The organism is Antarcticibacterium sp. 1MA-6-2, from assembly GCF_021535135.1.
In the GTDB taxonomy this organism is placed as follows: Bacteria; Bacteroidota; Bacteroidia; order Flavobacteriales; family Flavobacteriaceae; genus Gillisia.
Genome location: NZ_CP091036.1, coordinates 3,997,473 through 4,009,448, shown reverse-complemented (window position 1 = coordinate 4,009,448; position 11,976 = coordinate 3,997,473). Strand labels below are relative to the sequence as shown.

At 38.9% G+C, this 11,976-nt stretch carries 9 protein-coding genes and 6 pseudogenes; 6 read left to right on the top strand and 9 right to left on the bottom strand.

The window, feature by feature from the left end; genetic code table 11:
- The first annotated feature begins 50 nt into the window (after positions 1 to 50).
- Both LZ575_RS20285 and LZ575_RS20280 read left to right on the top strand, forming a co-directional pair.
- Positions 51 to 580 (top strand): annotated as a pseudogene (locus tag LZ575_RS20285) (gamma carbonic anhydrase family protein).
- Between the two features lie 156 nt (positions 581 to 736).
- Positions 737 to 1,033 (top strand): annotated as a pseudogene (locus tag LZ575_RS20280) (SRPBCC domain-containing protein); the annotation flags it as partial.
- Between the two features lie 30 nt (positions 1,034 to 1,063).
- Here LZ575_RS20280 and LZ575_RS20275 read toward each other — a convergent pair.
- The 4 genes and pseudogenes from LZ575_RS20275 to LZ575_RS20265 all read right to left on the bottom strand — a co-directional run bounded on the left by LZ575_RS20275 (position 1,064) and on the right by LZ575_RS20265 (position 4,021).
- Positions 1,064 to 2,526: pseudogene (locus LZ575_RS20275) on the bottom strand (GH92 family glycosyl hydrolase).
- Between the two features lie 48 nt (positions 2,527 to 2,574).
- A pseudogene (locus tag LZ575_RS24450) lies at positions 2,575 to 3,150 on the bottom strand (glycoside hydrolase family 92 protein); the annotation flags it as partial.
- Complete coding sequence (locus tag LZ575_RS20270) at positions 3,128 to 3,355, bottom strand: hypothetical protein (protein WP_235326898.1); 228 nt, start codon at positions 3,353 to 3,355, stop codon at positions 3,128 to 3,130. The gene LZ575_RS20270 and the pseudogene LZ575_RS24450, both read right to left, overlap by 23 nt.
- A 33-nt stretch (positions 3,356 to 3,388) precedes the next feature.
- On the bottom strand, positions 3,389 to 4,021 hold the full coding sequence (locus LZ575_RS20265; protein ID WP_235326896.1) for a copper homeostasis protein CutC: 633 nt from the start codon (positions 4,019 to 4,021) through the stop codon (positions 3,389 to 3,391).
- Between the two features lie 326 nt (positions 4,022 to 4,347).
- On the opposite strand from LZ575_RS20265, the gene LZ575_RS20260 reads away from it, so the two are divergent.
- The 4 genes and pseudogenes from LZ575_RS20260 to LZ575_RS20245 all read left to right on the top strand — a co-directional run bounded on the left by LZ575_RS20260 (position 4,348) and on the right by LZ575_RS20245 (position 7,438).
- On the top strand, positions 4,348 to 5,031 hold the full coding sequence (locus tag LZ575_RS20260; protein WP_235326894.1) for a hypothetical protein: 684 nt from the start codon (positions 4,348 to 4,350) through the stop codon (positions 5,029 to 5,031).
- Between the two features lie 141 nt (positions 5,032 to 5,172).
- A pseudogene (locus tag LZ575_RS20255) lies at positions 5,173 to 6,112 on the top strand (pyridoxal-phosphate dependent enzyme).
- A gap of 130 nt (positions 6,113 to 6,242) precedes the next feature.
- Entirely contained in the window at positions 6,243 to 6,758 is a 516-nt protein-coding gene (locus LZ575_RS20250; RefSeq protein ID WP_235326892.1) for a hypothetical protein, read from the top strand.
- 170 nt (positions 6,759 to 6,928) lie between these two features.
- The gene (locus LZ575_RS20245; RefSeq protein WP_235326890.1) at positions 6,929 to 7,438 is read left to right on the top strand and encodes a DNA-deoxyinosine glycosylase; all 510 of its coding nucleotides are present in this window, start codon (positions 6,929 to 6,931) and stop codon (positions 7,436 to 7,438) included.
- Between the two features lie 3 nt (positions 7,439 to 7,441).
- Here the strand turns inward: LZ575_RS20245 and LZ575_RS20240 are convergent, their stop codons facing one another.
- The 5 genes and pseudogenes from LZ575_RS20240 to LZ575_RS20220 all read right to left on the bottom strand — a co-directional run bounded on the left by LZ575_RS20240 (position 7,442) and on the right by LZ575_RS20220 (position 11,969).
- Positions 7,442 to 7,750, bottom strand: a complete 309-nt coding sequence (locus LZ575_RS20240; RefSeq protein WP_235326888.1) for a hypothetical protein — start codon at positions 7,748 to 7,750, stop codon at positions 7,442 to 7,444.
- Between the two features lie 162 nt (positions 7,751 to 7,912).
- A pseudogene (locus LZ575_RS20235) lies at positions 7,913 to 9,450 on the bottom strand (SulP family inorganic anion transporter).
- A gap of 340 nt (positions 9,451 to 9,790) precedes the next feature.
- Positions 9,791 to 11,179: a SusD/RagB family nutrient-binding outer membrane lipoprotein gene (locus LZ575_RS20230; RefSeq protein ID WP_235326886.1), complete on the bottom strand. Its 1,389-nt coding sequence runs from the start codon at positions 11,177 to 11,179 to the stop codon at positions 9,791 to 9,793.
- An 11-nt stretch (positions 11,180 to 11,190) separates the two neighbouring features.
- Positions 11,191 to 11,556, bottom strand: a complete 366-nt coding sequence (locus LZ575_RS20225) for a hypothetical protein (protein WP_235326884.1) — start codon at positions 11,554 to 11,556, stop codon at positions 11,191 to 11,193.
- 149 nt (positions 11,557 to 11,705) lie between these two features.
- Entirely contained in the window at positions 11,706 to 11,969 is a 264-nt protein-coding gene (locus LZ575_RS20220) for a hypothetical protein (protein ID WP_235326882.1), read from the bottom strand.
- Positions 11,970 to 11,976 lie beyond the last annotated feature (7 nt).

The following is an 11,976-nucleotide window of genomic DNA, read 5'->3' as shown; positions in this document are numbered from 1 at the left end:
CTGTAAAAGCTGTAATTTTACAACACTTTTATTTAAAAAATTTCGAGATTATGGCTTTAATTCTTCCTGTAAATGGAAAAACTCCCGAATTTGGAAACGACTGTTTTATTGCACAAAATTGTACCGTAGTGGGGGATGTGGTAATGGGAGAAAAATGTTCTGTTTGGTTTAATGCAGTGGTGCGTGGAGATGTCAATTCTATTCGAATCGGGAATAAAACAAATATTCAGGATGGTGCAGTAATTCACTGCACTTTTGAGAGAGCGTCAACTACTATTGGAAATAATGTTTCTGTTGGTCATCGCGCAATTGTTCATGGTTGTACTGTAGAGGATAATGTCCTTATAGGAATGGGAGCCATTGTGATGGATCACGCCTTAGTGGGTAAGAATTGTATTATCGCTGCAGGGGCAGTAGTTTTGGAAAACAGCAAATGTGAAGAAGGCTGTATTTATGCTTAAGTATTCCTGCTAAAAAAGTAAAGGAGTTAAGCCCGGAGCAAATTAAGAATTTAAAGAAAACTGCAGATAATTATGTAATGTACAGCAACTGGTTTAATACTGAAGCTTATGAAAAATAATGTTCCATCTTTAGATCCTGATCTCCTAATTATAACTGAACGGGTTCTAAACTATTCCAGAAAAACCGTTTTCTCTGTCTGGTCAAATCCTGAAATTTAAAAAAATGGTGGGGTCCCAAAGGATTTACCAATACATTTGAGGAATTTGATTTTAGACCGGGCGGAAGGTGGAAATTCATTATGCACGGACCTGATAAAGGCAATTATCATAATGAATGTGATTTTATAGAAATTGAGCAACCGGAATTAATTTACTGGAAGAGACATTCAAAACCTCTCTTCAATATTCTCGTTACCTTCGAGGAAATTCAGGAAGAAAAGACCAAACTAATTTTTAGAATGATCTTTCCAACGAAGTCTGAATGTGAAAAAATGAAAAAATATGTGATTGACAGGAATGAGGAAAATTTTGATAAGCTGGAAAATGAATTGTCTAAACTTGTTTCCGGCTAATGTACCAATACAGGTCTAATCTTTTTTCTCCTATCTCTTCCCTCTGTTATTTATTCCCCAACCTTTATTTGGATTAGAACCCATTATAAACTTTAGTTCTCCTCCTTCCATTATTTGTGTGTGTGAGATTGTTGTAGTATCGAAAACTTCACCATTCAAAGTTGCGGACTGGATATAAATGTTTTCTTCGGAAACATCTTCAGCAACAATAACGAATTTATTCCCATTTTCCAGATTAATAACAGATCTTTCGAACAGCGGACTACCAATTTCATAGGTAGCAGAAGCCGGGTTGAAAGGATAAAGACCCATTGAACTGAAAACATACCAGGCAGACATTTGCCCTGCGTCTTCGTTTCCGCTCAATCCATCAGGCTGAGCGCTGTACTGCGTCTTAAGGATTTCCCTCACCCAATATTGAGTGCGCCATGGTTGCCCCGCCTTGTTGAATAAATAGGCAATATGATGGCTGGGTTCATTTCCGTGAGCATACTGCCCTACCAGTCCCGAAATATCTGAAGAAGTATTATCTCCTGTAATTTCAGAACTTTCAGTAAATAGTTGCTCCAGTCTTTCAGTAAAAACCTCCTCACCCCCATGAAGTTCTATTAATTTCTCCGGCTCGTGGAGTACGAACCAGCTGTGCTGCCACGCATTACCTTCAGTATAATCGGTATTCTCCCGGTGATTGGAATGTTTGGGATCAAAAGGTTCGTTCCAGGTCTTTCCATCAGGCGCTTTTCCTCTCATAAATCCGGTTTCAGCATCTAATAGATTTTGATAGGCTTTTGCACGATTAGAGAAGTATTTAAAATCTTCCGGCTTATTTAATGCTTTTGCCATTTGCGCAACACACCAGTCATTATAAGAATATTCAAGAGTAATGGTGACAGATTCATCCAGAAGATTGTAGGGAATATAGCCGTACTCCTTGTAGAATTTAAGACCGCGCTCGTCCTGCATCATAGTGGTTTTCATTGCTTCGTAAGCCTTTGCGACATCAAAATCTCTTATGCCTTTGAAATAAGCTTCAGTAATCACAGGAATTGAGTGGTATCCTGTCATTGTATTCGTTTCATTACCGTAAAGCGTCCAAACGGTAGAATTTTGTTTGTTTCATAATATTCCAGCATAGACTTAATAATATCAGAAACTTTATCAGGATCAGTAAGTGTAAGCAGAGGTTGTTGGGCGCGGAAGGTATCCCAGAGAGATAATGTGGAATAGGCGGTATAATCCCGCGCAGTTACAATACTATCATTTTCTTTTCTGAATTGTCCATTTTTATCGCTGAAGGTAACAGGTGCAAGTTTTGTATGATACAGGGCTGTATAAAAAATAGATTTTAAAGAGTCATTGGGAGTCTGGATCTCAATGTCATTTAACTCTTTCTCCCAGACTTTAGCCGATTCTTCCCGTACTTCCTCAAAATTAAAATTTCCTTTATCGAGGTTCTCCTTTGCATTTTCTATACTTACTGAAGAAAGTGCCACTTTCACCTGTAACTCATTACTACCGGAAGGATCAAAAAAGAACTGGGCCGATGTTTTGGCTCCTTCAGCGGATTTAGTTTCAGATTTTTTACCGTCACCAAATAACGAAGCTGAAGCTATAGGCTTAGAAAATTCAGCAACAAAAAACACTTTCTGATTATTGGCCCACCCTGTACTGTGCCTGTAGCTAAGTTATCCTATTTTCCCCCTCCAGGTTAATTTGAGTTTGTGTTGGCTTATCCCAGTTAATGGAAAACCAAGATCAACAACTACAGTTTGCTCCTGCCTTTCTTTAAAAGTGTATTTGTGGTAGCCTGTTCTTTGTGAAGTGGTTAGCTCCACCTCTACTTCGGGATCCTCAAGAAATACACGATAATATCCGGGAGAAGCTGCTTCATTAGCATGTGAAAAGGAGGATTTATAAGATAGATCATCACGGGATTCAAATGTGGCAGTTAGATCAACTTCTTTGGAAACAGGCATAAAAAGTATATCGGCAAGATCGCCAATTCCTGTACCGCTAAGGTGGAGGTGACTAAATCCTGCAATGATGCTATCTGAAATATGATAGCCGGATACCCAGTCCCAGCCGTTCCTGCCATTATCCGGACTCAGCTGTATCATACCAAAAGGACTTGTAGCTCCCGGGTAGGTATGTCCATGCCCACTCGGTTCCAATAAAAGGATCTACAAAAGAAATAAGCGGAACAGTTTCCTGATTGGCATTGGTTTCTTTCTCTGCTTCATTACAGGAGAAAAGGGTCAAAATTAATAAGATGTAGAATCCGGTATTAAATTTCATAAGTCTTTGAGGGATGTTATTTATCATTTCAATAATTCATTATTTATGCTTTCGGAAATTTTAACCAAGATCTCCTACAATTCGCTTTCCGTGATAGGCTTTCGAATGAAGAAACTGATTTAGTTGTTCAATATTACTCTCAGTGACTTTTCCAGCCACTACTATTTCAATCTGCCCATCTGCAATCTCAATCATCTTCTTGAGATTATTCTTTCCTTCAAAAGCTGTTTCCATTCCTCCGGAAGTAAGAATGCTGCTAATTTCCTCAATGTTCAACAGCTCTTTCACTGCACCCACAGGGTCTGGGGTGTTATCAATAGCTTTATGAACAACCACTTTTAAAGGTGAGGCAATTTTGGCAAGTTTTTGGATCTGTTCATAGTTTAAATATCCATCTTCTTTTTGTATTCCAAAAACCACAGCTTCTACTCCTAATTCTTTGCAGAATAAAATGGAACTCTCCATTTTATTCAGCTCTTCCTCAGTGTAAATAAAATCCCCTCCTCTCGGCCTGATCATTACCCTCACAGGTATTCCTGTTTCCATAGCTGCTATAATAAGTTCCCGGGGAGGAGTGGTCCCGTCAAGGTCGAGGCGGTCGCAAAGCTCAATCCTGTTTGCTCCTTTCTTCTGGGCCTGTAGCACCTGTGAAAGATTTTCAACACAGGCTTCTTTTATATAATTTCCAATCAATTCTTTGGGGTTAGATTTAGACCAATTTACATCCGGACGGCTGCTAAAAATCAGCTCTTAATAATTCTTTAAAATTACCTATTCCCATTTTTAAAAACAAGATTTATGACCATCTCAATCCGTCAAATTTTAGTTTTTATTGATCCTGTTAAAAAGTAGTGCTACTGTGTTTAATAATAGGACTGAACTTCCAAATAGAAAATGAGATTTCGGGGAACAAACCGCTCTTTCAGAAATAGTTGTAAATTACCTGCCGTATCTCCTTTAGATCTAAAATGAAATTTTATTAATAATCAGATCTCAGTTTATCAACAAAATCTTTCTATATGAAGTTCTCTCTATTAATTCTTATATCGCTTACCTTTTTTGATTTTATGTCACCAGGACAGGAAAAGGTGAAGCTCACCAAAACAGATGTTGAAAATGTCGTAATAACCCCGACTTCTAAAGGAAAAGAGAAAGGAGTAGTAAAAAACAATGTATATATCTGCTCCATATACGACTGGAGTATTTCGATTCCCAAAGAATCCATCGTCTACTATCCAAAAACTGATAAAAAGAAAAGCAGCAAGTTACCTGAAGTTATAAAAAATCAGATAAATGAAAATCTACTGGTGATTTTCGGTGTAGATGAAAATAATTACTTTTCAGCTTACATAGAATCAACAACAGAATTAAAAAATAATGGTTCAGGTTTAAATGAAATCTCCGAAAACTCAATAAATAATTTCCGCGACACTTCACGAAATTTATGTGCGAAATTTGAAGCAAGATATTCTAACAACCGAGAAGTAGCCTTTAAGCAGTATTGGAAAAATGAACTTATAAGTGGTGTAAATTATGACATTTATGAGATCCGGCTCGTGTTGTATCCCGAAGAAGCTCCGATTGTAAATCAGGTTGTTTATGTAAGAAAGGAAAGAGACAATACTATTTATTTTACCGTTACCTATACTAATGAAAATGATAAAGAGGTTCTTATGCAGAATTTGGTGGAATCTTTACAATAATTCGAGCAATATAAGTTACAAAAGCATCTTCCAGTGACCGTTTAATATTTGCATTTCGTAGATCCTAAAATCAGCTACCTCGGGATTATAGAACAGGAAATTGTTTTTTATCTTGCTGCTCTTATCCCAAGGTGACTCAATATGAAAACCATAAAAGATCTGGCAAAGGTCCATGAACGAATTTCTCCATATATACATCGAACCCCAATCCTCACCTCCGGCTTATTGAACGAAATTTCGGGCGCAGAACTTTACTTCAAATGCGAAAATTTCCAAAAAATGGGCGCTTTTAAGATGCGGGGTGCGGCAAATGCCGTTCTAAATCTTCCAGAAGAAAAACGTCAAAAAGGAGTGGTTACACATTCCTCGGGAAATTTTGCCCAGGCTCTTTCCCTGGCAGCAAAGAGTGCCGGAGTACCCGCATATATTGTTATGCCCTCTTCTGCTCCCGAGGTTAAAAAAGAAGCTGTGAAAGCTTATGGCGGAAAAATAACAGAATGCACTCCTACCCTCGAAGAACGGGAAAAAAGCTGCGGAAAAGATCATCGCTGATACAGGTGCAACTTTTATCCATCCGTCAAACGACCTGGATGTAATCTATGGGCAGGGTACTGCTGCCTATGAACTCCTGCAGGAGCATAAAGATCTCGACTTTATCATTACCCCCGTAGGTGGTGGCGGACTCATTGCCGGAACAGCTCTTGCCGTAAATTTTGCTTCGGAAAGCTGTAAAACTATAGGTGCTGAACCTTTTGAGGTGGATGATGCTTACCGTTCCCTCCTTAGCGGAAGAATAGAAACCAACGAAGCCGCAAATTCAATTGCTGACGGTTTAAAAACCCAGCTTGGGGACAAAAATTTTCCTATCATTCAAGAATTGGTTTCAGAAATTATTCGGGTGGAAGAACAGGAGATCATAGCTGCCCTAAAACTTATATGGGAAAGGATGAAAATCATTGTAGAACCTTCCAGTGCCGTTGCTTTTGCTGCTGTTTTGCGGGAAAGGGAAAAGTTCCGAGGGAAGAAAGTTGGAATTATAATTTCCGGCGGGAATGTAGATCTTCGGAAGTTGCCGTTTTGATCTTATTTACATTTCCTGTTTAAATAAAATTATATTGACAAATGGAAATACGACATTTAAGATTATATAGCTCAAATTTTGCAACAGCTCATTATTTTTAAAGTCTTTATAAAAATCATTAAACTCTAAAATGAGAAAAAGCCTTATTCCCCTCAGCCTCATCATTGTTTTAGTTGCTCTCTGCTTTTATATTAGCTGGTTCAATATTGTTTTGTTAGCTCTTGTACTTCTTATTATCCTCTACATAACCCTTGCTACAGCCGTTAGGAAGCTAAAGGGAAAGAAGATCAAACCGCTATTAGGGTTTCCTTTACGTCTTATTGGGATTCTCCTTATTGCTATTGCAGCAAGTTTTTTTATTCCTTATTCCCCCGCGGTTATAGAGACAGGGGATATATCTGCTGAATTAAAATACGCTTATGAAACCGATCAGGAAGACCGTAAAAACCTGAAATCCTATACGGGGATCTTCCAAAATGAAATTCAATCGCGAGACGAGTTGCGTCTGGATCAGGTTAAAAAATATTATTCTGAAGGAAACATAAAAAAACCTCTTGATAAATTCCACGCTGCTTTTGTTTACCACCACAGCGATAATAGTGCAGATTATGAAGTTGCCTCTAAACTGGCTGCAGAAGCTGCTTAAGTACTAAAGAACTAAAAGATCATTACCTAACCCAATGGCTGGCAAAAGCTTCCTATGATAGGTGGATGTTGTCAATTGGAAAACCTGAAAAATATGGCACTCAGGATTCGTTTAGTGTTGATATCGAAAATTAGAGGTTTAACCGAATAACCTATACTAAGCCTAAATAGATGCCTGAACCACCTGTTAACTATAAAACCTCTTTTCCTCCTATTTCAAATTCTGAAACTGAAATTTTGATCCTGGGAACCTTACCCGGGGACAGATCTTTGGAAATGGGAGAGTATTTTGCCCACCCCCGCAACAGGTTCTGGAAAATCATTGCGGCTATTACAAATAATCCATTGCCGGAGGATTATTTACAAAAACGGGACCTTTTATACAACACGAAAATTGGGGTTTGGAATGTTCTTCATAAAGCACATAGGAAAGGCAGTCTGGATTCAGCTATTCAAAACGAGGTGCCAAATGATATTTCCCGATTTATTAGGAAGCATACCAAATTAAAGGTTATAGCCTTTGACGGCCTAAAAGCAGAAGCTTTATTTGATAAACATTTTACAAGAAGAAGCGATATAAAATATATTCTGTTGCCAGCCTGTAGCCCTGCCAATGCAAGATTTAATCTAATAGCATTGTGTGACAGGTGGAAGGAAATTTTATTGTCTTTGGAAGATTAAAACCTAAGAAATCTGTTTTTTCAGCTTATCAATTTCTCCCTGAAGGTCCTCTTCAAAATGAGAAGGCCGTACGACATCGTTCCAATCGATTTCCCCCACCACTTCTATATTCGTTCCGGTTAATTGCTCCAGCAACCCTTCATTATTGCGGATGTAGGTCTCCAGTTTTTCAGTAATTTCTTCAATATCTGTTATAGACTGTGCTCTTTCAGCATTGTCATTGGTTTTTTTACCCATAGCTTTTGCTTTTTGGAAATCTTTCAAAAGAGCCTCTAACCAATTTACTGCATTTTCTATTTTCTTCTTTTCCATTTTTTTAGTTTTTGACACTTCTACATTATAAGATTTTATGTTGATGATGCAGCTTAAGAAATAGATAAAATTTAGGCAGGTTGACTACAAATGAATTTGGTGGCCTTTAAAAAAAAAGCTCCACATTCCTGTGAAGCTCTTACAATGCCTATTATGGCTGGATTAATCTACTGCTACTTTATAGCTTGGATCTTCAATAACATTTACATCTATAATTTTGTCAGCGTTTTTTAGCAGCCTCTGGCAATCAGGACTTAAGTGCCTTAAATGGACTTTCTTTCCCACCTTTAGATAGCGCTCCGTAATCTTGTTAAGAGCTTCAATAGCGGACATATCCACTACGCGGCTTTCCTGAAAATCGATAATAATTTCATCAGGGTCTCCTAATACGTTGAATTTTTCGTTAAAAGCTGTAACCGAACCAAAAAATAACGGACCGTAGATTTCATAATGTTTTACACCATTTTCATCAATAGATTTCCTGGCCCTGATTCGCTTTGCATTGTCCCAGGAAAATACCAAAGCAGCAATTATAACCCCTACAACTACCGCTAATGCAAGGTTGTGCAGGAAGATAGTAACAAGTGTTACCACTACCATAACAAAAACATCAGATTTTGGCATTTTGTTGAAGGTCTTCAGGCTTGCCCATTCAAATGTTCCTATTGCTACCATAATCATTACTCCTGTAAGAGCCGCCATTGGCAACTTTTCTATTAAACCTGCACCAAACATCACAAAGATCAACAAAGCAACTGCTGCTACAATAGCCGATAATCTCGCACGGGCACCGGAGGATACGTTAATTAGGCTTTGGCCTAACATTGCACATCCACCCATTCCTGAAAAAACTCCGGATAACATGTTTGCTGTACCCTGGGCAACAGCTTCTTTGTTCTCTCTTCCCCGGGTTTCCGTAATTTCATCCAGAATATTTAAAGTAAGTAAACTTTCAATTAAACCCACACCCGCAACTATCGCTGCATAAGGAAAAATAACACTAAGAGTTTCCCAGGTAAAAGGAATATTGGGTATATGAAATGGTGGAAAACCACCCTGGATTGAAGCAATATCACCAACTGTTCTTGTATCTATTCCAAAGGCTATAACTATTCCAAAAATTGCCAGTATTGCAACCAGGGAAGAAGGTACAGCTTTAGTGAGTTTTGGTAATCCCCAAATAATTAGCATTGTAAGCAGTACCAGTCCTAAAAGAATGTAAAGAGAATTACTTAAGTCATCCATACCAGTTCCCCTGCATCATTTACAGTTTTAAACTGATCCAACTGGGACATGAATATTATGATTGCCAGGCCGTTCACGAATCCAAATATCACTGGGTGAGGCACCAGGCGCATTAATTTTCCCAATCTAAAAACACCTGCCAGGATTTGAATTATTCCTGCAAGTATCACAGTCGCAAAGACATATTCCACACCGTGAGAAATAACCAGGGCAACAATGACCACGGCCACAGCCCCGGTAGCACCGGAGATCATTCCCGGTAAGCCACCGAAAATAGCGGTAACAATACCCATTACAAATGCGGCATATAAACCCGTTAAAGGTGACAATCCCGCAATTAAAGCAAATGCAACTGCTTCAGGTACTAAAGCCAGTGCCACTGTAAGGCCTGATAAAATTTCAGTTTTATAATCTACTTTTTGTTTGAAATCGAATAAATTGAAAATCTTCTGCATAAAAAAATTTTTTTATAGAGGCTTCACAGGCTCTAACTGGTAACAATAAAATTGTGGAAGTAATGATTTAGAATTGAAAATGCAGAAATTTTCAGGGCGGAGTAACCGCAGGAAGGAGTGGGCTGTATTTGTTAAAAAGCTTTCTCATTTTGAAGCTGCAAAACTACATCTTTTTTTCCTGCTGTAAAACAACAAAGCGAGAAAACCCCAATATAATTTCCAGAGGATGATATAACCTTTTAAGTATTTTAAGTCTAACTCTTAAAAAACGCAAGATAAAGAAGAAAAAAACTCCCGTCTATTGACAGGAGTTTTTTCTCATTAATTTTCTAGTGTAGAATTAATTCTCATCCCACCATACCGGGGCATAAAGACTATTCTCGCCGCCTAATCTTTCAACTGCAGCATTATAATTTTCGGCATTGTTGAATGCTTCATTATCCGGATACGCCAATCTTAGAGGAATTGCTAGGCCATTCGGTTGCACCAGGTTATCGGGAAAACCTGTTCTCCTCCATTCTGACCAGGCTTCGTAGCCATGCATAAACAGGTGAATATACCGCTGTTCTGCAATTTGTTCCATGGCATTATCAGGATTAAAGGAAACTTCAGGCGTATTTAATAATGTTTCAGCTCCTTCAGTACTTCCGGTCCATTGTAGTATAGATCGTGTCACGGCTTCGTTGTAATATTCTTCAGTATCACCCGTGATCCACCCGCGTTCCGCAGCTTCAGCTAATGCAAATAACACCTGTGCGTGAGTAACTAAATGAATTGCCAAATCCTGAACAATGATATCTGAACCTAGAAGTGATTCCTTGTCAACTCCTAAATTATCCTCCTGCCCATAGGGACGACCAACAAATTCACCGCTTTCCCTTGCCGGATCTCCATAAACAGGTAAACGGGGATCCTCAACGGGTTTCATCATCTCAACCAGATTTTGAGTTAAAGCCCACCACTCCCGGTTTTGATTGACCACCTGACCATACCAGTAGCTCTGGTTATTCGCATCGGCCAGGTGCTGAAAAACGAGATTGTCATCATTGGAGGTAAAAACTCCATCTTCAAGAGCGTCATTAAACTCCGTTCGGGCTTTATCCTCATCAACTTCAGATAATCGAAGGGCCATTAAAAGTCTAACAGAATTTGCCAGTTTCCTCCAGTTTTCCATGTCTCCACCATAGATGATATCATCACTTATTTCTCCGGAAACCATCATATCATTAGCTTCTTTAAGTTCCTGAAAAAGGTCATTATAAATTTCCTCCTGGGTGTCATAGACGGGGGTAAAATTATCGGTTCCCTGTAAAGCTTGAAAGTAAGGGACGTCACCCCATCTATCTGTAATGTTCCAGAAGAAATATGCTTTAAGAATTTTTGCTACTGCTTTTTGATTGGACGGTGGTCCTTGTGTGGCGTTTAATTCTTCGGCATCAATTACTTCCTGCAAGGCAATAAGGGGTCCCTGGTAAAATCCATAAAAGCTTGTGCTGCCCTGAGGGTAAAGAGAAGCTCCCACATACTGGGTTTCTGCAAGGTACTGGGCCAGGAATTCTCCCTGGGGAGAACTACTTAAACCTGGAAGAGAGAGCTGAGCCTGGGCTATTAATTGTGTTCCCGAGGCTTCACTAGGCTGGTTTGGATTTATATTTATTTCATCGTCAAAATTGTCGCATCCCAAAACCGTTGAACACAACAACATAAGAATTATATATCTGTTTTTCATAATCAAAGTTTTTAGAAGGTGATGTTAATGTTAATTCCGTAAGATCTAACAGAAACTAACTGGCCAGATTCATACCAGCTTATTGATTGCCCGCTTAGAGAAATTTCTGAAGGATCTATTCCCCTGGGAGCTTCCTGCCAAATCATTAAAGGATTACGGGCTATCAAAGCAATGTTTACAGTTTCCAATGGCCAGGTAGCAAGCTGGTCTTCACTAAAGTTATAACCCAGCCTCACTTCTCTAAGTTTTACATAAGAGGCATCAAATAACCATTCTTCATAGACTCTCCTGCCTATATTATTTCTGTAATAGGATCTCGCATCCACAAATGTGTCTACAGCCTCACCTGTATTGGCATTTACACCCACTACTCTCACTCCTCCACCTTCAGAAACCTAGCTCTCTAACACTTACTCCATTTTCATTAATTGCTGCAGTTATTGGATCCTGCCCCGTTCTTACGGCCAGCATTTTTGATCGGCTAAAGAATTGTCCTCCTCCCTGGAAGTCTATTAATGCTGCCAGATTAAAGTTCCCAAAACGAAGGGTATTTTGAAATCCGCTGAGTATAATCGGGCAAAACAGAACCAAAATTGTGAGTAGCATCTGTATACAGCGGCATATTATTATCACCCAATAAAATATTCCCGGCATCATCTCTTTGATATGCCTGCCCTACAAGACTTCCAAATGGCATTCCCTCATAAGAATTGAGATAACTCGTAACTCCCGAATAAGTTGTTTGATCGTAAGTATACACATTGATGTCGGGGTGAAGTTCAACTACCATACTACGA

Coding starts and splice junctions, on each gene's coding strand:
- LZ575_RS20230 (WP_235326886.1), bottom strand. CDS start 11,179: ATGAAAAACAGATATATAATTCTTATGTTGTTGTGTTCAACGGTTTTG.
- LZ575_RS20260 (WP_235326894.1), top strand. CDS start 4,348: ATGAAGTTCTCTCTATTAATTCTTATATCGCTTACCTTTTTTGATTTT.
- LZ575_RS20220 (WP_235326882.1), bottom strand. CDS start 11,969: ATGGTAGTTGAACTTCACCCCGACATCAATGTGTATACTTACGATCAA.
- LZ575_RS20245 (WP_235326890.1), top strand. CDS start 6,929: ATGCCTGAACCACCTGTTAACTATAAAACCTCTTTTCCTCCTATTTCA.
- LZ575_RS20240 (WP_235326888.1), bottom strand. CDS start 7,750: ATGGAAAAGAAGAAAATAGAAAATGCAGTAAATTGGTTAGAGGCTCTT.
- LZ575_RS20270 (WP_235326898.1), bottom strand. CDS start 3,355: ATGATAAATAACATCCCTCAAAGACTTATGAAATTTAATACCGGATTC.
- LZ575_RS20250 (WP_235326892.1), top strand. CDS start 6,243: ATGAGAAAAAGCCTTATTCCCCTCAGCCTCATCATTGTTTTAGTTGCT.